The sequence below is a fragment of the Candidatus Moraniibacteriota bacterium genome (assembly GCA_016699875.1).
In the GTDB taxonomy this organism is placed as follows: domain Bacteria; phylum Patescibacteriota; class Minisyncoccia; order Moranbacterales; family UBA1568.
On sequence record CP064989.1, the window covers coordinates 57,986 to 83,263 of the forward strand.

24 protein-coding genes are annotated in these 25,278 nt (G+C 49.6%); 1 reads left to right on the forward strand and 23 read right to left on the reverse strand.

Annotated elements, in window-relative coordinates:
• Positions 1-168: 168 nt before the first annotated feature.
• From IPK84_00295 to IPK84_00375, 17 genes are all read right to left on the reverse strand, one after another.
• Positions 169-987, reverse strand: coding sequence for an ABC transporter ATP-binding protein (locus IPK84_00295; GenBank protein QQS15794.1), 819 nt, complete (start codon positions 985-987; stop codon positions 169-171).
• Positions 988-1,007: 20 nt separating this feature from the next.
• The gene (locus IPK84_00300; GenBank protein QQS15795.1) at positions 1,008-2,318 is read right to left on the reverse strand and encodes an efflux RND transporter periplasmic adaptor subunit; all 1,311 of its coding nucleotides are present in this window, start codon (positions 2,316-2,318) and stop codon (positions 1,008-1,010) included.
• 13 nt (positions 2,319-2,331) lie between these two features.
• The gene (locus IPK84_00305) at positions 2,332-2,751 is read right to left on the reverse strand and encodes a ribonuclease HI family protein (GenBank protein QQS15796.1); all 420 of its coding nucleotides are present in this window, start codon (positions 2,749-2,751) and stop codon (positions 2,332-2,334) included.
• A gap of 165 nt (positions 2,752-2,916) precedes the next feature.
• Complete coding sequence (locus IPK84_00310) at positions 2,917-3,372, reverse strand: hypothetical protein (GenBank protein QQS15797.1); 456 nt, start codon at positions 3,370-3,372, stop codon at positions 2,917-2,919.
• Between the two features lie 148 nt (positions 3,373-3,520).
• Positions 3,521-5,227 (reverse strand): single-stranded-DNA-specific exonuclease RecJ, encoded by a 1,707-nt coding sequence (gene recJ / locus IPK84_00315; protein QQS15798.1) that lies wholly within the window; start codon positions 5,225-5,227, stop codon positions 3,521-3,523.
• Between the two features lie 24 nt (positions 5,228-5,251).
• Positions 5,252-5,605 carry a ribosome-associated translation inhibitor RaiA gene (gene raiA, locus IPK84_00320; protein QQS15799.1) on the reverse strand — a complete coding sequence of 118 codons (354 nt, stop codon included), beginning with the start codon at positions 5,603-5,605 and terminating at the stop codon, positions 5,252-5,254.
• 81 nt (positions 5,606-5,686) lie between these two features.
• On the reverse strand, positions 5,687-6,622 hold the full coding sequence (gene murB / locus IPK84_00325; protein ID QQS15800.1) for a UDP-N-acetylmuramate dehydrogenase: 936 nt from the start codon (positions 6,620-6,622) through the stop codon (positions 5,687-5,689).
• Positions 6,623-6,726: 104 nt separating this feature from the next.
• Positions 6,727-8,124: a UDP-N-acetylmuramate--L-alanine ligase gene (gene murC / locus IPK84_00330; protein ID QQS15801.1), complete on the reverse strand. Its 1,398-nt coding sequence runs from the start codon at positions 8,122-8,124 to the stop codon at positions 6,727-6,729.
• 54 nt (positions 8,125-8,178) lie between these two features.
• The gene (murG, locus tag IPK84_00335) at positions 8,179-9,351 is read right to left on the reverse strand and encodes an undecaprenyldiphospho-muramoylpentapeptide beta-N-acetylglucosaminyltransferase (protein QQS15802.1); all 1,173 of its coding nucleotides are present in this window, start codon (positions 9,349-9,351) and stop codon (positions 8,179-8,181) included.
• 11 nt (positions 9,352-9,362) lie between these two features.
• Entirely contained in the window at positions 9,363-10,490 is a 1,128-nt protein-coding gene (ftsW, locus tag IPK84_00340; GenBank protein ID QQS15803.1) for a putative lipid II flippase FtsW, read from the reverse strand.
• Positions 10,491-10,550: 60 nt separating this feature from the next.
• Positions 10,551-11,207: a tRNA (guanosine(37)-N1)-methyltransferase TrmD gene (trmD, locus tag IPK84_00345; protein QQS15804.1), complete on the reverse strand. Its 657-nt coding sequence runs from the start codon at positions 11,205-11,207 to the stop codon at positions 10,551-10,553.
• Positions 11,208-11,382: 175 nt separating this feature from the next.
• Positions 11,383-11,709 carry a hypothetical protein gene (locus tag IPK84_00350; protein QQS15805.1) on the reverse strand — a complete coding sequence of 109 codons (327 nt, stop codon included), beginning with the start codon at positions 11,707-11,709 and terminating at the stop codon, positions 11,383-11,385.
• A 115-nt stretch (positions 11,710-11,824) separates the two neighbouring features.
• Positions 11,825-12,574: an NTP transferase domain-containing protein gene (locus IPK84_00355; GenBank protein QQS15806.1), complete on the reverse strand. Its 750-nt coding sequence runs from the start codon at positions 12,572-12,574 to the stop codon at positions 11,825-11,827.
• 128 nt (positions 12,575-12,702) lie between these two features.
• On the reverse strand, positions 12,703-13,170 hold the full coding sequence (locus tag IPK84_00360) for a hypothetical protein (GenBank protein ID QQS15807.1): 468 nt from the start codon (positions 13,168-13,170) through the stop codon (positions 12,703-12,705).
• A 15-nt stretch (positions 13,171-13,185) separates the two neighbouring features.
• Positions 13,186-13,629, reverse strand: coding sequence for a hypothetical protein (locus IPK84_00365; GenBank protein ID QQS15808.1), 444 nt, complete (start codon positions 13,627-13,629; stop codon positions 13,186-13,188).
• A 62-nt stretch (positions 13,630-13,691) separates the two neighbouring features.
• Positions 13,692-14,525: a polysaccharide deacetylase family protein gene (locus tag IPK84_00370; GenBank protein ID QQS15809.1), complete on the reverse strand. Its 834-nt coding sequence runs from the start codon at positions 14,523-14,525 to the stop codon at positions 13,692-13,694.
• A gap of 20 nt (positions 14,526-14,545) precedes the next feature.
• Complete coding sequence (locus IPK84_00375; GenBank protein QQS15810.1) at positions 14,546-15,691, reverse strand: glycosyltransferase family 2 protein; 1,146 nt, start codon at positions 15,689-15,691, stop codon at positions 14,546-14,548.
• A 198-nt stretch (positions 15,692-15,889) separates the two neighbouring features.
• Here IPK84_00375 and IPK84_00380 point away from each other — a divergent pair, with 198 nt between their 5' ends.
• Complete coding sequence (locus IPK84_00380; GenBank protein ID QQS15811.1) at positions 15,890-16,459, forward strand: L,D-transpeptidase; 570 nt, start codon at positions 15,890-15,892, stop codon at positions 16,457-16,459.
• A gap of 106 nt (positions 16,460-16,565) precedes the next feature.
• On the opposite strand, the gene IPK84_00385 is transcribed toward IPK84_00380, so the two are convergent.
• The 6 genes from IPK84_00385 to IPK84_00410 all read right to left on the reverse strand — a co-directional run bounded on the left by IPK84_00385 (position 16,566) and on the right by IPK84_00410 (position 24,796).
• A complete protein-coding gene (locus IPK84_00385) occupies positions 16,566-16,790 on the reverse strand; it encodes a hypothetical protein (protein ID QQS15812.1) in 225 nt (74 codons plus the stop codon).
• 376 nt (positions 16,791-17,166) lie between these two features.
• On the reverse strand, positions 17,167-18,312 hold the full coding sequence (locus tag IPK84_00390; GenBank protein QQS15813.1) for a glycosyltransferase: 1,146 nt from the start codon (positions 18,310-18,312) through the stop codon (positions 17,167-17,169).
• A 13-nt stretch (positions 18,313-18,325) separates the two neighbouring features.
• Positions 18,326-19,105: an HlyD family efflux transporter periplasmic adaptor subunit gene (locus IPK84_00395; GenBank protein QQS15814.1), complete on the reverse strand. Its 780-nt coding sequence runs from the start codon at positions 19,103-19,105 to the stop codon at positions 18,326-18,328.
• Between the two features lie 11 nt (positions 19,106-19,116).
• Positions 19,117-20,685, reverse strand: a complete 1,569-nt coding sequence (locus tag IPK84_00400) for a glycosyltransferase (protein ID QQS15815.1) — start codon at positions 20,683-20,685, stop codon at positions 19,117-19,119.
• A 20-nt stretch (positions 20,686-20,705) separates the two neighbouring features.
• Entirely contained in the window at positions 20,706-22,772 is a 2,067-nt protein-coding gene (locus IPK84_00405) for a hypothetical protein (GenBank protein ID QQS15816.1), read from the reverse strand.
• A gap of 38 nt (positions 22,773-22,810) precedes the next feature.
• Positions 22,811-24,796: a hypothetical protein gene (locus IPK84_00410; GenBank protein QQS15817.1), complete on the reverse strand. Its 1,986-nt coding sequence runs from the start codon at positions 24,794-24,796 to the stop codon at positions 22,811-22,813.
• Between the last annotated feature and the right edge of the window lie 482 nt (positions 24,797-25,278).

Here is a 25,278-nt window from a genome sequence, read left to right on the forward strand (position 1 = left end):
ATTTTAAAATATATGATTAAATCAAAGATTAAAATTAATGAAAGTATATACAAAAGAACTTCAATGTGGATTGTAAAGATCCGTAATGATAATGACATAACCGTGATATTTTTTAATGCCTAGTTTCAAACTATCAAGATGAAGTTCCAAAATATCTATCCGCGTCATTCACTTCACCAATTCGTGTTCGCTGCTGGCGAAGACGCGGTTGGTAATGGGCGCGTCGCCAACGAGGGCGCCGTCCACAAGGGAGAGCATGCGCTTCCCATGGCGAGCAGTAGTCGATTCGTGCGTCACCAGCACAATCGTCTTTCCTTCGTCGTTCAGCTTCTGCAAAATCGCCATAACGGCAAGTCCGGACTTCGAATCAAGATTGCCCGTCGGCTCATCGGCAAAAATAATATCCGGATTATTCACGAGCGCACGGGCAATCGCAACTCGCTGCATTTCCCCGCCGGAAAGCTGATTGGTAAAGTAATCGGCACGATGCTCCATTCCAACCGAATGCAGCGCCGCCATAACCCGCTCGCGGTGCGCTGCTTGCCCCATACCCGCCCAGGCAGAACCCAGGGAGGCAACCATGCTCTTAAGTCCGCCCGACTTCCATACGCCGCGAAAGGTTCGCCGATGAATACCGTATACATCGTAGAGCATCGGAAGCTCGACATTCTCAAAGACGCTCGTTCGCGGAAGAAGATTGAACGATTGAAAGACGAATCCGAGGCTTTTATTGCGTATCTCGGCAAGTCGGTCCGTCAGAAGTCGGCTCGTATCCTCGCCAGAGAGAAGGTACTGTCCCGATGTCGGCCGATCCAAGAGTCCCAGCAGATGCATTAGCGTGGACTTTCCCGATCCGGACGGTCCCATGAGCGCCACAAATTCGCCTCGATCAATCGAAAACGTCGCGCCACGAAGTGCGATGGTCTGCACATTCTCCTCGGATGTATATGTTTTCGAAAGATCGCGACAAACAATAAGCGCTCCCATACGTACGCAGTTCAGAAATTTCACGAAGCATTCGACACCACCTTCTCCCCTTCGGAGAGTCCCGAACGAATCTCGATCTGACCATCATCACCTCGGAGACCCACGCTTACTTCACGATCTTTGACCGAACCGTCCGGCGTCAACACTCTGGCAAAGTATGCGCCATTTTCTTCGCGCAAGAGCCTCGAGGGAATTTCAAGAACATTTTTTTGTTCATCGATATGAATGTCGGAATCGCCACTCATTCCCGGCTTGAGACGCGGGTCAACCGATGTAAGACGGAGTTTCACAATATAGTACACAACATCCTGAATCACTGTCGAATCCGGTTTGATTTCAATCACCTCAGCGGGGAGTATATCGTTCGAGTCGAAAGCATCGAAAGATATGCCGGCAGACTGTCCAAGCTTTACCTTGGTAATATCCGATTCCGGAACCTTCGCTTCAAGCAAGAGATCATACGAAAGCAATTTCCCGAAAGCGCCGGATATTGCCGTCCCGACAACCTCGCCCTTTGAAAAATTCACTTTGGTAACCAGTCCATTGACTGGCGCGACGATATCCGCCTTCCTGGCATTGGCCTGCGCGATCGCGAGTGCCGCATCTGCCGATCGTATGGCGCTCGTCTCAATAGTCGTTTGTGCCGAAGACTCGAGCGTCTCGGTTCTTTCTCGAGCCGCATCCCATGAGTTTTTCGCATATCGAATCGCCGTATCACGATTCTTCTGCGCCGTGTCACGCGCTTCATTTGCCGCCTTCCGCGCATTGGTTGCGGCGGTGAATGTTAGCTTTGCACTCTTTGCTGTCGAGCTCGATGCACCACTCTCCGATACGACCTGATTGTAATACGACTCCGCATCGTCTTCGTAGTCCTTGGCGCTCTCATAAGCGGCATCTGCCGCGCTCACCTTTTGATTCTCCGCCTCTTGCACGGTATCATAGTACGTTTTCAAATCCTTTTCACTTGCCTGCGCCTCACGAAGCGCATGATCGCTCATGCTCGCATCAGCCCGCGCCCGTTCCAAAGCCGCACTCGCCCGATCCACTTCTCCTTCCAGAGTTGCCGATTCAAGAGAGGCAATCGCCTCACCGGCTGCTACCTTTTGCCCCTCGGAAACCGCGATCGACTTGATACGTCCGGCTATTTCAAAATTCAAATCGATTTCATCCGACGCAACCAGTGAAACGCTTGCCGAGACTGTTTCCGTCACATCGCCTCTCACCACCGATGCGGTTTCGTAATTCGGTGTCGCCGAAGATTTCTTCCAATACCAAAACCCGCCTCCGAGAGCTATGATGACAATGATAACAAGCCACTGTTTCAACTTCATAGAAAAACGAAGGCTATCTTCTTACTGTCGCTTTGTCCAAAGCCTCATTCACCATATGATCCGCCTCGGTATTTTCCTCTCGCGGAACATGATGAAAACTTACCTTGCCAAACTTTGGAACCTCCTGCTGTATAAGCGAAAACCAATGCTTCATATGCGGATGCTTTACGCGGTAGCGCCCGGTGAGCTGCCGCATCGCCAGTTCGCTATCCATCCGACATTCGAGATGCGTTTCTTTTGCGCGCGCCGTTCCAATAATTTCAATCGTTCGCTTCATACCGGAAAGAATCGCCGCATATTCCGCTTCATTGTTCGTGCCCGTCCCGAGAAACTCGCCAAACCGAACATCAAGCGTTTCCAAGAACACTCCCAACGCCGACGGTCCCGGATTCCCCCTCGATCCCCCATCCGTATACATCACAATCGTTTCCATCTCAGACAGTACAGGAAATTATTCAAGCACCATTTTTTAAAGTATACCATTTTTCCATTCTAAAAGAAAAACGCCGCGCACTATTTTCTTGGTAGTTGCGCGGCCAGAGTAATATTCAACAGCGATCTCAATCATGAGAAATTTCCTCGTATCCCTCTCATCTGTCTAACGGGAAAGGTGCAAGTGAAAGTCGGTATTGCTCAATGAAAAGAACCGACGACGAAACCAATCCATCCTTCCCGTCACATAATCATAATCGCCTGCATGTCTCCACGCTATAAAGAACTGAAGCAACACATACGCCTCAGGGTGAATAGGGATGTGACCCTGTTTTTTGTAGTGTTCCCTTAGGATTGGGAATTCTTTCAAGAGAGCATGGAGACCTCCGTGGAGACAAAACCAACCAACTAGGATAGCCTGTCCATAATCGTGGTGGCTGGGATCCAGTGACAGGTTGACAGCAGTGAAATACCGGTTCACCGGATCAAACATCTGTTCCGCCATACGACGGCAAAATTCCGCCTCCTGGCACTTCAACGCCTGTTGTTTACGATATTGCGTGAGGAACAGTATTTCCCATGGCTCCATCTCTCGGAAAGCCTGGCAAGGGTACGTTAGCATATTTCCCTCCTCGAGCTTTGCTCTTTTCGGGTTTTTTGAGTAACAAAAAACCACCTCTACGGGGGCATGTTCATCGGTCGGACATGTCGGTCGTATGGTGATTCCCAGATTGTGAAGGAACGAAACCCCTTCACGTTCTATCATCGTTTTAGCGCTTCTTTCGAGATATGTCAAGAAGCCTCAACTCCAGCTTGGTTGAGCCATTCCATCGGTTTTCTTCGAGGTGAAACACCACATCTATTCGTTCGCCTTTCCGGAGATTCCCCCACTCCGCTCCCATGCCGAATCCGATTGCGCCGAAGGTGCCCTTTTCGGTGGCAAGAGAAAGTTTGAGGTGCTTTTCCCCATTCCCGACAAGACGAGCTTCATCTACCGAAACATCGCGGATGAGAAATGTCGGCTCCGGATTCCCAATACCGAAGGGCCCGAGCTTTTTAAGACGATTCGAGAAGTCCCGTGTGATATGGAATGGGGATATTTCAAGGTCGATATCCAGCCGCACCGTCATATCCGTCTCGGCAAGTTTCCGATTTACTATTCCCTCGAGCCTCTCGGCGAATGTGCCGAGTTTTTCATTGCGAATGGTCGCGCCCGCCGCCTGGCTATGTCCGCCGAAACGCACCAAAAGATCGGAGCATTCCTCTATCGCTTCGATAATGCTGAGCGCTGGAATACTCCGAAACGATCCGGTGCTTTCCGTTTCGGCCCGATGAAAAACAGCCGTAGGTTTTCCAAGCTCATGCGCGATTTTTCCGGCAACAAGACCGGCAACGCCCAGAGGAAATTGCTCCCCCGCAGCAAAGATAAGCTTTCGATCGCGATACGCCGTCTCGGCAAGCGCGCGCACATCGTTTGCCGCCGCTTCGCTTACTTTCTGTCGAGCACGATTCTGTTCCTCAAGTTCGAGAGCGAGCATTCTCCCTTCCGTCCGTTGCTCGGTCATCAAAAGTTCATGAGCCGTCTTTGCATGTGCCATGCGGCTCGCCGCATTGATACGCGGAGCAATCTGAAAGGCAATCGTCTGCGCCGTCGGAACATGATCCTCATCAATCGGGATTTTCCCAACCGCAAACATCTCCTGGAGACCGATATGTCGAGTCTTTGAAAGCACGATAAGTCCGTATTTTACCAGCACGCGATTCTCTCCAAGAAGCGGCATACAATCCGCTACCGTACCGATCGCCGCGATATCGAGAAGCCATTTGAGTTCATCCGCCTTCTCCGGAAGAAAAGTTTGGTAGAGAGCGCGCGCCACCGTAAAGGTCGTACCCGCACCACAGAGTTCATCGAAAGGATATTTCGATCCTGGCAATTTCGGATTTACAATGGCAAACGCCGCCGGAAGTTCCTCCGGCACATGATGGTGATCGATAACGATAACCTCCATGTCGCGCGTCACCGCTTCACGTATTTCAGCATGATTCATCATGCCGCAATCAACCGTAAATAAAAGTTTTACCCCCGCTTCACCAAAAGCGTTGAGCGCATTGACATGAAGTCCGTGTCCTTCGGTCAATTTGTCGGGAATATACGGAACAACCGCCAGCCCGAGTCGTTCCAATACGCGCCGCAAGATCACTGACGACGTAACGCCATCCGCATCGTAATCTCCAAAAACGCCGACTGTCTCCTTCCGATCAAGCGCCAATCGAATCCGATCGACCAGCTTCTGCATATCGGCAAAAAGGAAGGGATCGTGAAGATCCGCATCATAATTCGGCATCAGAAATTTCTTCCGATCGTCTTCGGTTGCAATGCCGCGGAGTTCAAGCAGCATCTCAACCGGATCATGAGCCGCCAAACTACTGTCCGCTCTGCTCGAAAGCGAACCCCGTATATTCCACGTATGCTTCATATCCCAAAGAAAGAGAGAAGGTTTTCAAAACCGGGCACTCTTGTCCAGCGTGAGTTTCTTCTTAATACTCCGCGCACCGCGACGGGCAAGTGAACCCTCGCGATCTTTTGTCTCGGTAATCTGTCGTTCGATATCATCAACAACCGCATCGGTTGACGCCTCAACGCTCTCGCTCGTTTCTTCCGAACGAAAAAGTTTTTGCTTCGGCACATCAACCATAACTTCGACACGGAATTTCCCTGCTTTGTTCCGGTTGACTTCCACCTCGAGTTTCGAGGTTTCTGGCACAAGTTTTTCAACACGAAGCAAACGCTTCGCCACATATTGCATCGTCTTTCCGCTCAACTCCACGCCCTGAAACAGAAATCGCGTTTTCATAGATTCAAGCCTTACCGAATTATCTTTCCTCCTTGGGAATACAGTATAGCACGGCACCCAAAACACATCGAGGGAACCGGCTCAAAATCCAACCATCTGAACTTCTTCCCGAAGACGAACATTCGCCTCGGTGCGGACCTTCTGTTTGATAATACTGGTCAATATAAGGATACTTTCCGCCGTCGCCGTTCCGGTATTGATGATATAGTTCGGGTGGATATCGCTCACTTTGGCGCCGCCAACCTCCTTGCCACGCAACCCAACATGATCAATCACCCACCCGGCAGGCAATTTATCATCCTTGACCGGCATACCCGTATCGAGTTCAAATTCCCTGCGGAGCGACGCATCGGAAACAACCGGATTCATAAAAAATGAACCGGCGCACAAGAGGCGCTGCGGATGTTTTGTCTCGCGCGTCGCTATGGTTTCGCGCATAGTTTTCTCCAAATCATCGGGAGACTGCCCGGGAGCCAGCGACAAAACAGCTGATAAGACAACAAGCTCCGGATGTTTTTTGAAAATGCTCATGCGATAAGAGAACTCGCATTCCTCCCGCGAGTATTCTCGAACCCGGAACGTCTCGCGATCCAGCGCTCGAACCGATGTCACTGCCGACGCTGTTTCCGCGCCGAAAGCGCCGGCATTGCCGCGCACTGCGCCACCGATAGTCCCCGGTATTCCGGCAAGCCGCTCAATACCGCCATAGCCGTGGTCCTTCGCACATTCCACGGCCGAATGAAGGAGAGTGCCTGCACCGACTCGGAGCCGTCCTTCGCCCATATCAGCAAGATCGCAGAGCTCGATTTTGATCACGAGTCCATCCCACCCGCTATCCGAGAAGAGCACATTGCTTCCGCCTCCCAAGACGAATACCTTCGTACTCCGATCTTTTGCCCACCGAAGCGCTTCGCAGATATCTTCCTCGGTCTTCGCCTCAACAAAATACCGAGCCTTCCCACCGACGCGAAATGTCGTAAGCGGGTGCAAATCCACATATTCTTGCGGAGTCATCATAAGAGTTTGTTATATTTCCAAAGACGAGATCTGAATGCTCTGCCGCCAAAATCCGAGGGTCGAAACAGAATACGGATATAGCGAACGCGCTCCCGGAATATCCTTCACGACAAGACGCCCCGACCGACTCGCCACACATCGCCGGCACCCAGAGTCACCAAGAGATCATTGGCTCTGAGGGTCTCTTTGAGAACACGAATCGCCTCTTCCGAAGTCGGAATATGCACGGCTCGGTCTGGGCGATATCGATTCATCAGAGCAACCAAATCAGCCGAAGAAACACCCCCAATGCTCTCACGAGCGCTCCCATAGATATCAAGCACGATCACGCGATCAGCCGCATCGAAACTCTGTGCAAAATCCTCAAGCAATGCTTTAGTTCGCGAAAACGTATGCGGATGGAAAACAGCAACGATATCTCTCTCCGGAAAAAGTTCGCGGAAAGCCGAAAGTGTTGCACGGATTTCCTCGGGATGATGAGCGTAGTCGTCATAGACAAGCGCGCCTCGATACTCCCCTACCCGCTCAAAGCGTCGAACCGTTCCAAAGAAATGCTCCATGCCTCGGCGAATATCATCGACATCGAATTTGAGCTCCAAGAGAAACGCGATAACCGCCGCCGCATTCTGCGCATTATGTTTTCCAGCCAATCGGAGACGAAACAAGCCGAGATCTCTCTCTCCTTCGAAAAGACGGAATTGCTGATAAAACGGTCCTTCGCGAAGAGGCTCGTAATCAGCAATACGAATGTCATTCTCCGACAGAAACCCGTACGAACGTTTCTGTGCACGCGCAGAAGCTGCCACATCGGCAACCGCCGCGCTATCCCCACAGAAGATCAAGAAACCGTGCGGCGGAATACGGCGAAGGAGCGCGCGAAAAGTCTCGGCATACGACTCCGCATCGGGGAAAAAATCCGGATGATCCCAATCAAGACTCGTAAGAAAAACACTCCAGGGTTTATAGTAACGGAATTTGTTTTGATATTCATCCGCCTCCAACACGAAATATTTCCCCGATCCCAAGAGTGCGTTGCCGCCCCAATTTGAAATGGAACTCCCAACCAAGGCAAGCGGATCGGCATGCAGCGCCTTCAGCGTCTCAGCGAGCAACGCGCTGGTTGTCGTCTTCCCGTGCGTCCCCGAAACCAGCACGGAGAGCCGCTCTCGCGAGATCGCGCCCACGGCTTCCGGATAGCTCATGAGACAGATGTCCGACTTCCGAGCACGATCGAAAGCAGCCGCGAGTTCGCGATTGTTCTCGGGCGTATAGGCGGTTGAGTACACGATGCCATCGGCGTCCTCCGGAATATTGTCCGGAGAAAATCCTTCCGCGTATCGGATACCTCGCCGTCGAAGCACATCATCCGTAAAGAAATGTTCGCTCGTATCGGATCCGCCGACGGAGATATGGCGACCAGAGAGAATCTCCGCAAGCGCCGCCATTCCGGCGCCTTTAATACCTATCATGTGCACCCGTTTCGTCTCGGCAAGAGATTTCATAAAAACTGCGGTTCATCCATTCGAACAAATCCAAATTCCATCGAATACCACGCTCTACCGACGGAAAAAAGAAACGATACGGTCGATTAATGTGACACGACTCTCCCGATCGCGGATAAGTGTTACCAAAGATTCTGCAATTCTTGCCGAAGCATCGGCATGATAGAAACCGCGAATCGAATCAGTCATTCTCTGGCGCAGCACGGCATCATTCAAGAGCTCTTCTATTTTCCCCGCGAGAAGATTCTCGCCAAGGTTGCTTTCTTCCAAAACAAGGGCGCCGCCGGCACGCGCGATTTCATAGGCATTCATACGCTGTTCATCATTCGCGGCCGAAGGAAGCGGGATGAGTATGGAGGGTTTACCAACAGCGGCGATCTCGGAAATCGTATTGGCGCCCGCTCGCGACACAATCAAGCCAGCGAGAGCGAAAGCATCGGACAACTCACCGGTATCAAAGAACGGCGCCATATGGAGTTTCCCGGTCGTATCGCCGAGAGCATGCTCTTCCAAACGAGAATGCGCCTCCTCATAATTCGCTTGTCCGGTCTGGTGGATCACAAAAAAGCGTTCAAGAAGACGCGGAAGAATCCGAACTATAGCTCGATTAATCGCCTGTGACCCAAGACTTCCCCCAAGCACCAATAGAGCCAACTTTTCCGGTGGACATCCGAACCGTCCGCGCGCGCGGTCAACATTCCCGAGGAGTAGCCCTTCGCGTATCGGATTCCCCGTAATAGCCACCCGGGAAGGCTCGAAAAATCTGGTCGCCGACGGATATGCGACAGCGATACGATCAGCGAACTTCCCCATAATTCGATTGGCGACACCCGGTGTCGCATCGGAATCCTGCGTCAGTATCGGGATACGGTACACCCACGCCGCCAAGACAACCGGCACTGCCGCATAGGCGCCCTTGGAGAACACTGCGTCCGGCATATACCGGTACAGATAGTACAGCGACTGAAAAAAACCGGCGATATTCCTAAAGATATCGCTCACATTACGCAGATCGAAATAGCGCCGCCACTTGCCGCTCAAGATGCGGATCGATGCGATTCCCGCCTCGCTGATGATTTTCTTTTCCAATTCTCCGGTCGGTCCGAAATACAAAAGTTCGGTATCATCTCCGAGTTGCGCGCGAAGCTCTTTGGCGACGGGAACCAGCGGGAAAATATGCCCCCCTGTCCCTCCGCCCGCAAGCACAATACGGTATTTTTTCCCCATAGAAATAGACTCTATTGTCCTTTCAGTGTAGAATCTTTCCCGATTCGTATCAAGATGCCCATAGCCGCCATCAGGAATACGATAGATGTGCCGCCATAGCTTACAAACGGAAGCGGAATACCGGTAAGAGGAATGAGTGCCGTCGCCGCCGCAATATTGATAAACGCCTGAAAGATAACCCAGGACACAATACCCGCCGCCGCATACCGCCCAAAGTCATCCGGCGCAAGCCGCGCGATGCGAAGCCCTTGCCACGCAATAAACACGAAGAGCCCAATCAGCAGAACCGATACAAAGAATCCCCACTCTTCCGAGAAAATAGCGAAAATGGAATCCGTCACCGGTTCGGGAAGATAATTGAACTTCTGCCGGCTGAGTCCGAGTCCGAGTCCGAAGAGCCCGCCACTCCCGATCGCGATAAGCGCCTGATTTATCTGATACCCCGCTCCCTTCGGATCGAAGTCCGGATTCATAAATACCATGAAGCGCTGAAGCCGATAGGGAGCCAGCTTAATAAGGAGTGCGAGCATAGCCAGTCCGGAAACGAAGAGTCCGAAGAGATGGGAAATCTTCGCTCCCGCAATAAAATAGACCGATACCGCCATGAGAAAGATGAGTCCGAATGTCCCCGTATCGGGCTGTTTCATAATGAGGAATCCGACCACCCCCAAAACCACGAGAAACGGCACGAGGTCTTCAAGAAAGTCGCCGACCAGCTTTCTCTCTTTTCGCGAGAACCACGCCGCAAGGTAGAGCACAAATGAGAACTTCGCCATCTCAGACGGCTGAAAAGAAAACGGCCCGATCGAAAGCCAGCGGCTCGCTCCATACACACGATCGCCGACACCGGGAATAAGCACGGCAATGAGCGCCAAAACCGTCGCCACAAACAGCGGAAAAGCAAGTCGGCGCCATACATGATAGTCGAGCTGCTGGAAAGCGAAAAGTGCTATCAACCCGATACCGACACCGAGAAGCTGCCGTTTCAGAAAAAAGTAGTCATCACCGAATCGCGTCTCGCCATAAAAAACACCGGCACTCGCAATGGTCACGAGCCCGATGACCACAAGAGCCAAGACCGAGAAAAAGAGGCTTCGACTATGAAATGAAGATGAGGAAGAATGAGCATCGGATCGCACAGCGTTTTGTTGACAATTTGTATATTGATATACCCCTCCAACAGCAGATCCCGAAACCCGTTACCGTCTCTCTGAGGAATGTTCCTGTCGCCACCGATCGATATCGGCATGATTTCCGGAGAGCAAGACCTCCGGAACCTTCCACCCATTGAATACTTCCGGTTTCGTATACTGAGGATGTTCGAGATACCCCGGTTCACGATGTGATTCCGTGTCCGCGCTCGTCTCATTGCCGAGCACTCCCGGCACAAGACGCGCCACCGCATCGATCACCGTGAGCGCCGGCAACTCGCCGCCCGTCAGCACAAAGTCTCCAATCGAAAGTTCTTCGTCCGCTATATGTTCCGCCACGCGCTCATCCACTCCTTCATAGCGCCCGCAAATAAAGATGAGCTGTTCATACGCCGACAGTCTCCGCACATCTTCTTGTCGGAACGCCTTCCCCTTTGCCGACAGCAAGATGACGCGACGCGATGCTGCAGGCTGCATTCTCAATGATTCAACCGCCTTCCAAATAGGCTCCGCCTTCATCACCATGCCTGCTCCTCCGCCATAGGGCGTATCATCGGTTTTGTGATGTTTGTCAGCGGTAAAGTCGCGAATATTGTGCGTCGCAATCGAGATATGCCCCGCCTCCTGCGCGCGCTTCAAAATAGACTCGCCGATATAGGAGTCAAACATGCGAGGAAAGAGTGTGAGAATATCGAAACGCATCATACATTGGTGATAAGCAAGCAAATGAATAATAGCACGCCGAAAATGATGAAAAAAGCCGGCTTACTTTCAAAAGGCAAAGCGATAAAAAAACAAACCGCCTCTTCTCCTCCTTATTATTCGGAGAACAGGCGGTCAAACAAAACAATCGACTCTATTATCTGTCGCGAGAACTCACTTAGTAACACCCGTACGCATTTCTCTGATTGCGACAGCGCCGTGGTGGCGGTCCGGGATCGTCATGATGCCGATGTCTGCCATACCGATAATACGGAGGCGGACCCGGATCATATCCGCGACGAGAGGGCTTGCCCGACATACGTCCAAGAGCAAACCAAACAAAAGCTCCAACAGCAGCACCTACAATAGCAGCGCCCTCATTATTGCTGTCCACTTGCTGACGAGGCACATTCCGAGAGGAACCATAGTTCTGTGGCGGATTGGCACATCCAAAAAGGAGTGACGCAGCCAGCAAGAACACGATGCCATTCCGAGAGCCTTTCATAGCAATCTCCTTCCCCGATCGTATCGGGCGCAGTTTGAAGAGAAAAAATGAACTACAGACAAGCCACTCTTTTGTAGCACAGAAACAGCTATCTGTCCAGAGCATTCATCTCGATCTATCGACAATATCGCTCCGCGCGCTTGAGTTGATCAGGGTCATTGATGCCGAGAGCTTCGTGCGTATCCCGCACAGCAAGAGCCACGACGCGCTCTCCGCTCTCGCGGGCAATACGCACAAGGTCGGTCAGGTAGTATTCTCGAGCGGCATTGTCTCGAGAGAGCGCCCCGATATGCGCGCGGAGCCACTTCGCATCGAAGGCATAGTAGCTCGTATTCACCTCGCGAATATCCCGTTCGCTCTCGGACGCATCCTTCCACTCAACAATGCTTTCCACATCCCCCGCCTCATTTCGAAGAATACGCCCGTAGTGCAAAAAGGTCGCGTTCTCCCCGTCAAAGTCCGGCACTACCGCCGTCACCAGCGCAATACGTGCGGCCGTCTCTTTCTGAAACGCGAGAAGTCTCTCAATCGTCTCCCGACTGATAAGCGGGTGGTCCCCCGGCACCACGACGACTCGCTCTATTTCCTCGTCCGGAAGCATATCCATCGCTGAGCGCACCGCATCCCCCGTCCCGAGCGGCTCCGCCTGCACCGCATACAAGAGCTCCTCGCCCAGCGCGCGCCGCACTTCTTCCCCTTTGTACCCGATCGTCACAACCGGTTTCGGGAAGATCGGCGTGAGCGCATCAAGCAATCGCCGTACGATCGGCACGCCGTTCACCAAGTGCAATACCTTCGGCATCTCCGACCGCATCCGCGTCCCCTTCCCCCCGGCAAGAATAATGAGTTGATCCATATCCCCCATACTACTCTGGTTTCCAAAAACTTTTCAAGCGCCCGCCAAACATCTACCTAAAATAAAAACCCTCGGAAGCATGCGGCGGTTACCGCTTTATTCCGAGGGTGTATTAACTTCAATTTCACAGGCAGATACTACTGCCCGGTATCCTTTTTGTAGCGATCTATCGCCTCTCGCAGATCCCTAGCTGTCGAGACAAGATCAAGGAAATACAGGGTCATAACCTGTCGCATCATGTCCGGATCAGACATGACGGATGACACATCTGCCAAACAAGTGCCTCCCGAGAGTCTCCCTACTTCTTTCAGCACTTCAGAGACGAGATTCTCTGACGGCGACCCCAAGGGGATCTTCTCGAATTCTTGAAGAGCCTTATTTGTCAAATCTTCAAGGCGCTTCTTTTCATCGGATCCCTTGGCAAAGTCGAGATCATGGACATGAACCAAGCATTGCTGCTCAGCAGAGTTGGGAACATCTGTTCTTTCACTGGAAACTACTGATGAAATTCCAATCAAACCCAGCAAAACAAGAGCTGCCGGATTCTGAAACAACACATGAATCAGCGCTGTGCAGCAAGACGTTAACGATGCGGGAGCATACATGGCAATAACACTCCTCTACCAGTTTGGACCGCCAGCTGAAATGCCGATATAGACGGAAACAATGGATTCATTGTCCCCGCCATCGAAGTACATATATCGACCGGCACGAACGCCCACAGACACATCTCCCCATTTCCCATTTCCGAGATCAATCGGTTTTCTCGCTTCAATGCCAAGCCACGGCTCCGCCCGATTATTCCAAGGTTCGTCCGAGTGCTCCGAAGCTTTGATGCCGGCAGCTACGTAGGGCACGAGAAACCATCCATTTCCCAAATTCGAAACGACATACCCTTGCTTGAAATAGCCGTCGAATTTGAATCCAGACTCCTCGCTGGAACTGGAATCGGTATAACTTCCTTCGCCCCAGCCAATCCATGGCGTATCGCCCCGTTCAAGAGCAAATACCGGCGAAATAGAAATCATGCTCAGCAATGCCCCAACAACGATAGAACTTTTCATTAGTTCACCTCATTACGAGAGTTGGAAAGACAGATAAAAGATGTAGCCAGATTATCCACAACCTACTTTTGCCGAATCCTTTCAGCAATTTCCTGAACACCTCCTGAAATAGTGACACATCGAAGCTTTCCCAGATCGCGAAGCCCCGACACCCTCCTCAAGAACAAGTCGAAATCGCCCCTCTTCACCGTAAATCTGTCAACCGGATCAGCGGAGCTCTCTGTCGATATCGCTATCTTATGAAAAACGATAACGACAAGCCCCTGAGTACCCAGCACTTTTTGGAGAATGGACTCCATGGAGTCATACGAAGTTCCGACATGCGAAAGATCGAATACCGGAATCGCTCGAACATCAAGATTCTCAGGAAGAATGACGCTTTCTCCCCATGCCATACGGTTGGTTGAGAAACGCATCATAACGACCGATTGAATATCACGAGTAAATTCTCCGTAGGGAGCGGCAAACGATGTCGCTCGTATGCCGTGGCGTTCCAAATCTCTCGAAGATTGTTCGATTTCATCGACAACCGACGCAATAGGTATCTTTGTCAGGTTCGCATGAGTCGCCGAATGATTGGCTATTTCCCAGCCGCTATCTCGTGCTCTCTCGATATCCTTCCATGTCGCATGAAAATCATACGCGCCGATAAGCCTTGTCGGAACATAGACCGTCCCAACCAACCCTTCGCGATGCATACGGTCTATAGCATACGGGAACGATCGATGAGCATCATCAAAAACAATGGCCACCAGCGGAAAACGATCGCCATTGACAGCCGCCAAAGAAGGCGGAAGTAATGATGAGAACAGTCCGGATATACAGAATATTGCCAAGAACAATCTCCGAACAGCAAAAGACACTTTCTCTGCATATTTCACATTGCATCTCCTCATTTCTGTCACACCATGGCACTTCAATGCCCCTTCTGCCATTTTCCAAGATTTCTTCCGAGAATTATTTCAAGCCATAACGCCCTCCACAGTACACAAGCATTGATGATCAGGATAGGGAAATAACAGAAGAAAGACACGAGAACCGTCCGCAGTCTTCCCATCATGAATCCTTTTACGGAACACACGGAAAAGAGCAGCAAGACCTGCAAAAGCAATGCTATGCTGCCGCCCCGAAACAGACTTCCCGTATAGAGAGACAGTCCGACAACAAACGTTACCCAGCCGAACATGAAATCCAGAATATACCAGTAAGCCAAGAGACCGAGCTTCCAATTCCGAAATCGACCCCGTCGGACCTTCATACACTGGAGATAGCCGCAATACCATCGGTTTAGCTGAGCAACAAGTATCGAGAAGCTCGGAGGATCGACTGGGTAGCACATCGCCTCCCCGACAAAAGCAACTTCTTTTCCTTTATCGAGCAGCTCCCAAGTAAGATCCATGTCTTCGGCTATAGTCCGCTCTCGAAACAATCCCGCGCCGTCGATAGCGCTTTTCCGAAAAAGCGCAAAACACCCGCTGCAAACGAAGACTGCTCCGATGTGATTCTGAGCGCGCTTATAAATCGCTATACCAACGATATATTCGATAAACCTCGCCCGCTCCCAAAAGGATTTGATTCTCTGAGGAACAACATATCCACAAGCTGCTACCACCTTTTCGATATGAAATGCCGGAAGCACTTTCTCCAAAGCATCTCTCTCGAGAATCGTATCTCCATCAACAATACAGACAAATTCCGATTGAATTCTTCTCAAGGCGTAATTCAGAGCCTGGGACTTCGTCCCTGAATTTCTTGGAGTACGAAGTACTGTTACACCAAACCGCTGGGCTATCTCGCCGGTTCCATCCGTTGAACAGTCGTCAACAACGATAATTTCCCGAACGGGGAAAGTTTGTCGCTGAATACTCAACACTGTCATTCCAATAGATTTTGCTTCATTAAAAGCCGGGATGACCACTGTCACCTCCCACGTCTTTCGAGGCGCCACCTTCATATGTTTTGGAGGAAGACCAAACCACCAATGCCAGTCAGTCAAACGATTCCAGGCTTTGTTGTACGCCGTCACCTCCGCACCTTCTCCTACACCATCTTTCACTTTCATTGCATTCTCTCCTTCGCAAGGATTGCATATTTCATACTTACAAATTGTCAATGAGCAGAAAGTTCAGTATGTACAATGATAGCTTTCCTGTCAAGTGGAAATGCGTCTGTGTTTGACAGTAGAGGATATATATGGTTAATTCCATACGTATACATCTTCTAGCTCATTCACAACACGTCAATCGGAGCGATCGATACCATGTACTATTCCAGAAAGTATACGAAGTATGCATTAGGCGCACTTCTTGCAATCTTTGTCTCCATTTCCTCATTCCTAGCGAGAGATGCCTTGTGCGACGAACACTCCCAGCAAAAGCATGAGCCGAAAATTATCGTTGACCTCAATCGATTTGAACTGAAGTATTACGACAATTCCGGAAAACTTCGCCTTCAATCGATAGCAACAGGTGGAGCCCGTTGGTGCAACGACATCAACCGCTCATGCCAGACGCCTTCCGGTACATATCGCATCGTAAGAAAATATGGAGATAATTACCGGTCTAAAAGCTACCCGATTTCTTGTTTTCAGCCTTGCAATAAAAGTGGTAGCTGCGTAAGAAGCCGAATTTGTGGAGCAAAAATGCCCTATTACATGGAGCTATCTGAGAAATATGCATTTGGAATCCACGGAGGATTCGTGCCACGAGAGCCGCTTGCACACGTAACACATGCCTGCATACGCATACCCTGGGGAAAAGCGCGAGAAATTTCTCAGCTCGCCCCCGAAGGTACCCTTGTCATTGTGTTGCCGTACATGCCAAACTTCTAGTGGAAAGATATCCACATAGGCAATAACCGAAAAACGACCCCTTCCAACATTGCTTGGAACTCGGGTCGTTTTTTCTATTTTTTCAACACATCAATCCTAAATCTTCTTATTCCTTGCGGGAATCAGCGCCAGTAGTTTGTTCCTTCACATCGATTGTCCCAGCATTATTATCGTGCACATGTACCATGCAAGCTATTTCCTTGAGATACTGAACCCTGCCAAGCAAACGATTCTTCTGTGCATCCGACCATCCGCGAGGGAAATGCGGATCAAGGAAATACAGTCGATTCTTCCCTTCATAGCTTCCGATAACCAGATTCTTTTTACCCAAAAAATCAAGAAAGGACCTTCCAAAAAGATATCCCCTGCAATCAAGTGTCGGATAAAAACAGAAAAGCCCCGGGACACGTACGTATCACAGGGGCGTGGGTCGAGGGGAAATGCTGCGCTGTGTCAGTTCCAACAACCGGCCTTGTTGCAGCGCTCGATAACGCATCCGTCGAAAATGAACGGATCAAACTGAAACTCGCGACACGACTTGCGAACCTGTTCAAAGCGATCTTCCCGAGTCTCCTCGGCTCGAGGAGTCGCGCAACCGCTCAACAAGTAAGCGATAATAAGCACCAGCAACAAGGTTACGACAAACTGCAGGCAAACAGACATGGGAAAGTATCTCCTTTGAGAAATATTGGGGATACAAGAAGAAGTTACAGAATGTCTCTCCGCCAAACGATTTTTGTTGTGATGAAGAAATTGGCAAAGACAACCAAAATGCTCACAAGAAGCGCGGATAATATATATTGCAATCCGGCATTCACAATTGCATCAAAGGCGAACACTCCGAAAATCATAAGCACCGCGGATATAAAGTAGTAATTCATAACCTTTCGAACACTCCCATGGTGATCCGGAAGATGCGTATCTCCATAGGTAAAAAATACATTGAGAAGGCAGTTGCTTATCACAGATACCTCAGCGGCGATAATATAGGAAATCGGCAAAGATAAGGAGAATATCTCGACTGCCACTACAAGCATACCAAGATTTATGAGTACCCCATTGAATCCTATAAGGCAGAATTTCAAAAATCGATCCGCCTCTGGTACAGTCCTCGCTATATGCAGCATGTGGCGCAAAAATTGCCACCCTTGTTTCAAATCAGCCTTACTTTCATCGTTTTCTCTTGGAAGGAATCGGTATGGAACCTCTCGAACTTCTCCATATCGCGCACGCATTAAAATCTCAACCAATATTTTAAAACCTCGCGGTTCGAAGTCGACGCCATACACGATATTTTTTCGAAAAAGGAAAAATCCTCCCAGCGGATCACTTGTCTTTCTTGCATTGACAAAGACAATTTGAGTCAGATATTTCATGAAAATCGACACTAATCGACGGTATATTCCATATGCGGTAAAGAGACTGCCTAGTCCAGCCGCACTTCCACCAAGAGCATACCGCGTAGCAACAACAACATCGGTTTCTTTATGTGAAAGAGCCTCCTTCACAAGATCGGGAATTGTTTCCGGAGGATGCTGCAAATCCGAGTCCAAACAGCAAATATATTTCCCTCCTGCCAAATCGAATCCAAGGACAAAAGCTGTTGCCAATCCAGTGCGATCATTTTTCTCCCGATGAGCGATCCTCACCCTGCCATCATGCGACATCTCCGATCGAATAATCTCCGGTGTGCTGTCATTGCTATCATCGACAAACAGCACCTCGTACTCAACGCCACTACTCTTCATGGCCTTGTGAATAGCCGAAAGTATTGGTTGGATATTGGCAGACTCATTGTATGTCGGAAGTACTATCGTTAACATCAGATCACTCGGTTCTTGCTTGTCGATCATACATTCATTACGGTTAATTTCCCAGAATCAACTTATTCCATAAATCCCTCACGCGAGCCGATGGGCGGGTGATCTCGCTGCTACCTGTATCCTTTGCCACCACCTCAAGACCCTCTCCGTCGATAAATGCGGCGCCCTCATTCGGATCGCTGAAGTGGAATTTCACTTCGTAGCGCTCATCGGAATTCTCACCAGACTGCACTCTTCCCACTCCCTCAAAAGATATCTTGTAAATCTGTTCGAAGCGCGAACTGTACACATCCATATCTTTGTTCGTCTGTATTTCCGCATATTGAGACTGGTTCACCATTCCGACGATTTTCACATTGCTGTCGGCAAACATTGTAATGATCGGGGAGTTGACGGTAAGATAGCTCCCCTCAGCAGTATGAATCTGATATATAACGCCGTCGCGAGGGGCAAGTATCTTGTAATCTGGAAGGCGCGCGCGAAGCAAAGCGAGTTCCGTCTTTGCCGACAAATTTTCTTCGGAAAAAGACTCGAGCGATCTGATCTGCTCTTCCATGCTCTCATCTGAAAGTTCCACAAGAAGATCGCCTGCGCGAACATGCTGTCCAGTCACCACTGCAACCGATTTTACACGTCCCGTCACGGAATTGGACAAGACTATCCGCTCCTTTTCAATAGAGAAGAAAAGTGGTTTTTTTGTTGCTTCGTAGGTGTTCACCCGTCGAGCCAGCGCCTGTGTCGCTATGGCAAATACTGCGACAAATACCGCAACGAAATACAGTCCGTTCAAAATTTTTTTCCTTAGATTCTCAAAAAAAGTCATACCCGATTACGTTAAGAAAGAGTTAAAAGTTTTCTTTGTTCCGATGACACTTCCTCGGTCGATCGACGCTCGCCGGTCAAAAACAAATAGAGAAAGAATGAGTTTAATATAACCCACACCGTATTAAAAAGTGTTGTCCAAAAATTCGCCGGGCGATACCAGCCAACTGCCAGACTGGCGATCCCAAGAAGGATGAAAAATACGTGCGGCCAAATCCACTTCATAAGTACATCTTGATGAGACTTCTTCGCCGTGGTCGCCACCCATTCTTGCTCCGTCTCAAACAATACCGATGAAAGCGCCAATATATACGGATAAAAACTCGCTATCGCCGTTGCAAGAGTCGCCAGACGAAGTTTTCCCAGCAAGAGCCAGGTAAGCGAATAATAGAGGGCAAAGTATGGGATATAGTGAAGCGCCCACGTCAGTCCGTCCTCCGTATTAAGCGGCTTTATTCCAAAGAGAAGATACAGGATCGGAAAAGATATGTACGCGACCATGGGAATGCCGACCAGGAAGAACATGTTGGAAATGAAGTATTGGATACGCTGATCCATATTGAGACCTTTCGCACGAAGCGGATTGTCCGTAAAAAGCATCCCCAGCCCCCCCTTTGCCCACCGTCGCTGTTGTTTGAAATAGGAGATGATAGTTTCCGGAGCCTGCCCGATAGCAAGCACCTCATTCACGAAGATAGTTTGCCAACCGCGTTCATGAAGCAAAAAAGATGTCCAGATATCCTCGGAATTATTCCGAGCTATACCACCTATCTCATCGATAGCGCTTCGGCGAAATATCATATTGGTTCCCACGCAAAATGCGGAATTCGAGATATTTTTCGCCGGACAGACATATTTGTAGAACACTTCTTGCGCCTGAGAAGTCCCCAATGCGATAAAAGAATCCGTATTGGCAAAGTATTGCGGCGACTGAACCATGGCGAGCTTGTCATTCTCCATATACGGCAAGAGCTTGGCAATAAAGTCTCGCTTCGGCGTTTGATCCGCATCGAAAATAGCAAAGAATTCTCCGCGCCCATATCGCAATCCGTTATTCACATTCCCCGCCTTGGCATATTGGCGGTTCGGACGAGATACGTAGACCGCGCCAAGTTGCGACGCAAGACTGCGAACTTCAGACGATCTCCCGTCGTCCAGCACAAATGTCTCATGTGGATACTCCATTGCAACTGCCGCTGAAACCGTTTTACGAATAATATCGATCGGCTCCCCAGCCGTTGTCACGAATACATCCATAGTCGGATGTTTTTCAGTAAGAAATGTATTCGGTGTGGATTCATGGCTTCGGTGATGTTTTTCGACTACTACATCAAGCAGCACTGTCACCCAAAGCCCCAGGAGCGCCATAATAGCGATCGCATCGGCAATCACCTGCACGATATAGAGTGGAAGATTGTCCGCATTCGAAGGATTAAACACGAATGATCCATAGAGAATCACCACAAGTGGCGCCACAAGCAAAAATATCGTCGTCGTATTCAGTACCTTCGCCGACGAAATATGGCGTTCATTGAAGACGCTTTGCTGCTGTCGAAAGATATTTTTTATGCGAACATCCATAGTTACCTGTATTTATGCCGTCATGATACAGATCTATTCCGACGCCAGATAGACGAAATAACGAAAGCTACCAGTGTAATTGCAATAGAAAGCACCCCCAAAGTTTGTACCGGCCAGTGCCACCATGGCCACGAATTTTTGAGTTGAATAGTCCTCGGGAGTGATCCGCCAGAGGGATCCGAGAGATACATAAATCGAAGATCGGTAGGTTCGATTCGAACATTATCCGCATTTTCCACACGCCATCCGACATCATAGCTTTGATTAATCAAAACGGCGGGATGCTGGAACGAGTCGAAGCTCGATCCGTCCACTTCAAGCCGGTCAGGCCATCCGAAGGAAAGCGTGATCGGTTTCAGGTCGCCGCTTCGAATCAACTCCGCCATACGATGCACCTCCTCATCCCACGGCTCATACGATGTCGCATTAAGCGTCGGCTTGGCGATATCGCTAAAGCGAAGAATCTCCCCTGTCCGGTCCGACTCAAACACATAGGCATTGGCGATCGGGCGGCGATTGCGAAGCACCGAGAAAACTTCCGAAGACAATTCCACCTCGCCAACCTGCTCAAAAGATGCCTGTATACTCCCTCTATCGGTAGTGAGTCCAAGGACAAGCGGCGAGAGCTTTGGGACAAAAACATACTCGACACCGAGCACCGTCGAATAATCGTCTATCAAATCAATTTGCCTATCCGTGGCACCGGTATAAGCGATATCCGTTTTCATCAGGATATCGAACCGCATCGGATACGGATTCGGCATCAGATGCTGATTGTAAGAATTCACAAACCGAAGACCGGGTTTCCCGACATATTCAGAATCTACAAAATTCTTGAAGTAAATACTTCCCTGCGGGATGTCTTTGTCGGCAAAATAGATTGCAACAGGATCGGATATGGACGCCGTCGGCCATCCGGAACGATACGAACCGATATCAATGGAATTCACAATGCTCACTGACATCACTGCGATAATCGCCGTCGCCGCAAGACGCGACCGAGCCGAAGACAGTCCCACATACAGAAACACACCAAAACAAAACGGCAAAATCATCCCTATCAGCGTCACAGCGCGTGAAAACTGAAATTTATTGATAAAACTCGGATAATACCCCAGTTGTCCGAAATAGATAAAGACGAGGTATGCGGTGCAATAGAACAGCAATACTTTCGCCCACTGCGGAATGCGATCCGACGCTACAAGGAAAACACACCAGCATACTCCCAGAAGAATGAAATAGAGAAGCGACAAACCAAAATAGTCGGGGAAGACAGTGTCTCTTAAGAACTGTGGCGAAGCAAGAAATGGATTGCTAATGCTATACCCGGCAAATACATACTGCGCTAAGAATGGCGCTGAGCTTACAAGAAAGATACTGCCGACTATGATAAGCCGAGAAATGCTTTGTTTTATATTTTTCGCGAGTATGAGCAGCACTAAAAGCCCAAAAAAACTCAATCCGGCAATAGGATGAACCGACCAGCTCGCCCCCGTAATCGCCGTGAGCACATACAGAAACCTCGTATCGCGATCGCGGAAAGTCCACACCCACAACAAGATGTAGAGTGGGATGAGCATGAAGCCAAGAAACATAGAGAAGTCCATGATAGCAATGTATTGTTGAGCGAAGTCATAGGATATAATCGCCACAAAGACACTAAGCAATCGATTCACGCCAAAAATGCGTAAGACGCCATAAATCAAAATGCGGAGCAGTATAAACGCAATGACAGTCACCCACAGCATCGCGTGCGTGATCGACCAACCGGACAACAATACGACACCATATACCAAATAGTGCTGGACATACTGGTATGCCCGCCAATGATTCAAGCCATTGTTCCAAATATGATCCCACGATGCGATGCCATATTGCTGAATATCCCGGATGCGAAAGGCATGATACATCCAATCGGGATAACCGGTCTGCAAGAACTCGGCCTGCGTATAATACCCGATCAAAAACCAGCCCACCGCTATAATAGCGGCAAGCGATAAAAGCTCGGCAACAACAAACACCGCCAGCGAGGCGGGGGTTTTCTTTATTTCATTCTCTTTCGATACCGATTGATCTAATTCATTCATACGTCTCATCCACTACACCGAAGCAATCATTTCTCCAATCATTTCTCTTGGTCACTGAATCCATTGGTCAGAATCCATGCTTCCAGAAAACTCTTTGAATGTGCGCCGTCTATGTCTCCGGACACCATCGATTGCAGTTGTTGCATCGCGCCTGTCGCGTCAAACAGCGCCCGATACGCAGCCAGAGAATCACGAAACATCGATGGACTTTGCAACTCGGATTCGGAGAAAATATTTTCTCGCGCACGCGCGATGTCTTCTTTAAGATACAAGCTTCCCGGACTTATGGGAAGTATTTGAATCCCGAGTTTCGCTTCTGGCTTCGGGCTGAACCATGTCGCCGAATCAAGCTTACCACCCCACAGGAGCGAGACAAAAGCATGATTGAAATGAGCGAACCGAGCATCATCCCGATCAACATTCAACCAATATTCAAGCGCACTCGATGATTCCTCGGCATACAGGGCAAGCGCCATGTTTTTAAGCCCTTCATGATGCATTACCTCGCTCCAAAGATAGAGCGCATACCACGCATTCACCGCTTCCGAACTCGATTCCTGATTATTTCCATCAGCGAAGAGACCCTCGCCGGACGCCCAGCTATGCCCTTCATAGGCATCGAATCCCCGTATATACGGAAACGCCGTATCGCTCCGGTCAATATTGGCAATGTCCTTCACTAGAAGATTGATAAACAGCTCATTGTCGCGAAGATACGACGGATCATATCGCGCCAAGATACTCGCCGCGTAGATAAAATAGCCAGAGTGAAAATGATGATCATTGAACCGCTCCGAACCGAAACTCGACGGCTCTCCGACAATTCCCTTGATAATCGGATCGTAGACAAATCCACCGTCTTTCGCGTCACCAGAAAGCGTCCGGTCCCGCCACGATTCCAGCTCTGTTTTCAGTCTCACCCTCAATGTATCGCGCTCCGCATCCATACCGAGTCCGTCAGCAAGATCGAGAAGATTCGCCATTGAGAAAAGTCTCTTTCCCAGGAAATATGTATCGCTTTCCGTAATTGAGAGATGTTGCACATCCTCGCGAAGCTGTTTTTGCAGGGAGGTTTTTTCATCACCAGAAAGTGATGCGAAATCGAGCCGAAGCGGCGGCAGCACGAACTCACGAGAGAATGAAAATGTTTTCCCGACATAGAGAGACTGCTCCCCACGTATGGTTTTATACGAACCAATCTTCCGAGGCGAATCATTCTGAACATCAAGCGCGGAGACGCTGCGCGGGAGAAGAGCGAAAAGAGTATCTCCGCCATTCTTCGTCTCGATACTGAACCGGCTCTTCACGACATCATCGCGCACACCAAGGTCAACCTGTGTCGAAACGATCGGATCCGATGCGTACGGAGCAAATGTACCCGCCGAGACTCCATCGGGAAGAATCGCGAGAGCAATATCGGTACGGGCATCGCTGATTGATATTTTTATCCCCTTCCCTTCATTCGCCGTGGCAACAAGCGCATTGTGCGGGAAGAACAGAGCAAAAGACTTCCCGCGAGCCGTGAAGGAAATAAAGGAGTCTTTCTGCTCCGTCATATGAAATCCGCTCGCTGAGATATCAAATGAAAGATTTGGCGCGACGGTCGCGAATACAAACGGAGACCCATGTGTCACGCGAAGACTCACTATTTCATCATTGCCCTTCTTCTGAGAAACAAGAACTGAAAGATCGTCATACGAACGCACCGACGAAAGAAGCGATGAAGCCGGAAGTGTCACATTTACATCCGGATCATAAGAACCGAATACCGTATCAGAAGTTGAAACGATATTCGGATATGAAATTCCAAATCCGTCATCATTCATCTTCACAGCAAGAGGATATGTGAAGATCGGTTCGGAAGTCTTCGAGAAAGCGACTGAGCTGAACCACTGATTGGTCGGAACAGGAACGGAATGGTCATTGACAAATATGGAATCACTCAGAAAGACACTTTCTTTCTTCAAACGCTCGACTGATTCGTATTCCATCTTCACGGAACCCGACATCGGGTCAGAAGTCATCTCGCCATTCTCTGATATCCTATGCGCGGGAACATACAAATATAGAAACACTGCGAGGAGAAAAAGACCTATCGTGACAGCGACAACGGCTGCAATATATCGAAATAGAGCCGATGATTTCTTCCTAAAAAGATCCATTTGAAAACGTAGTACGGATAAATATTGCGACAGGCTACCCTATCATAGTTTCCATGAAATTTCAAACTCTGAACATGAAGTTACAATTTGTCCGAACGTAGAAACAGGAGCATAGAATTGCTCCCGTTACCCGCATATCGAAAAACGCCACCCGCATCGCATCGTCCAGACTCGCCTCCATACATTCCACTCTGTCTTTGTTTTGCATCCCTCCTCATCTCAATACAGCCAGTATACTCCCAATCATTTCTTCCGAAAAGAAAAAAGCTCGTACCCCCCATTGACAAAGGGTACGAGCAAAACATTCCTGCCTGCGAACTGATGTTGCGATCGAGGAGATGCAG

Excerpts from the sequence above, each read along its gene's own strand:
- IPK84_00295 (QQS15794.1), bottom strand. The coding sequence starts at position 987 with ATGGGAGCGCTTATTGTTTGTCGCGATCTTTCGAAAACATATACATCC.
- IPK84_00300 (QQS15795.1), bottom strand. The coding sequence starts at position 2,318 with ATGAAGTTGAAACAGTGGCTTGTTATCATTGTCATCATAGCTCTCGGA.
- IPK84_00305 (QQS15796.1), bottom strand. The coding sequence starts at position 2,751 with ATGGAAACGATTGTGATGTATACGGATGGGGGATCGAGGGGGAATCCG.
- IPK84_00310 (QQS15797.1), bottom strand. The coding sequence starts at position 3,372 with ATGCTAACGTACCCTTGCCAGGCTTTCCGAGAGATGGAGCCATGGGAA.
- recJ (QQS15798.1), bottom strand. The coding sequence starts at position 5,227 with ATGAAGCATACGTGGAATATACGGGGTTCGCTTTCGAGCAGAGCGGAC.
- raiA (QQS15799.1), bottom strand. The coding sequence starts at position 5,605 with ATGAAAACGCGATTTCTGTTTCAGGGCGTGGAGTTGAGCGGAAAGACG.
- murB (QQS15800.1), bottom strand. The coding sequence starts at position 6,622 with ATGATGACTCCGCAAGAATATGTGGATTTGCACCCGCTTACGACATTT.
- murC (QQS15801.1), bottom strand. The coding sequence starts at position 8,124 with ATGAAATCTCTTGCCGAGACGAAACGGGTGCACATGATAGGTATTAAA.
- murG (QQS15802.1), bottom strand. The coding sequence starts at position 9,351 with ATGGGGAAAAAATACCGTATTGTGCTTGCGGGCGGAGGGACAGGGGGG.
- trmD (QQS15804.1), bottom strand. The coding sequence starts at position 11,207 with ATGATGCGTTTCGATATTCTCACACTCTTTCCTCGCATGTTTGACTCC.
- IPK84_00350 (QQS15805.1), bottom strand. The coding sequence starts at position 11,709 with ATGAAAGGCTCTCGGAATGGCATCGTGTTCTTGCTGGCTGCGTCACTC.
- IPK84_00355 (QQS15806.1), bottom strand. The coding sequence starts at position 12,574 with ATGGGGGATATGGATCAACTCATTATTCTTGCCGGGGGGAAGGGGACG.
- IPK84_00360 (QQS15807.1), bottom strand. The coding sequence starts at position 13,170 with ATGTATGCTCCCGCATCGTTAACGTCTTGCTGCACAGCGCTGATTCAT.
- IPK84_00365 (QQS15808.1), bottom strand. The coding sequence starts at position 13,629 with ATGAAAAGTTCTATCGTTGTTGGGGCATTGCTGAGCATGATTTCTATT.
- IPK84_00370 (QQS15809.1), bottom strand. The coding sequence starts at position 14,525 with ATGAGGAGATGCAATGTGAAATATGCAGAGAAAGTGTCTTTTGCTGTT.
- IPK84_00375 (QQS15810.1), bottom strand. The coding sequence starts at position 15,691 with ATGAAAGTGAAAGATGGTGTAGGAGAAGGTGCGGAGGTGACGGCGTAC.
- IPK84_00380 (QQS15811.1), top strand. The coding sequence starts at position 15,890 with ATGTACTATTCCAGAAAGTATACGAAGTATGCATTAGGCGCACTTCTT.
- IPK84_00390 (QQS15813.1), bottom strand. The coding sequence starts at position 18,312 with ATGATCGACAAGCAAGAACCGAGTGATCTGATGTTAACGATAGTACTT.
- IPK84_00395 (QQS15814.1), bottom strand. The coding sequence starts at position 19,105 with ATGACTTTTTTTGAGAATCTAAGGAAAAAAATTTTGAACGGACTGTAT.
- IPK84_00400 (QQS15815.1), bottom strand. The coding sequence starts at position 20,685 with ATGGATGTTCGCATAAAAAATATCTTTCGACAGCAGCAAAGCGTCTTC.
- IPK84_00405 (QQS15816.1), bottom strand. The coding sequence starts at position 22,772 with ATGAATGAATTAGATCAATCGGTATCGAAAGAGAATGAAATAAAGAAA.
- IPK84_00410 (QQS15817.1), bottom strand. The coding sequence starts at position 24,796 with ATGACTTCTGACCCGATGTCGGGTTCCGTGAAGATGGAATACGAATCA.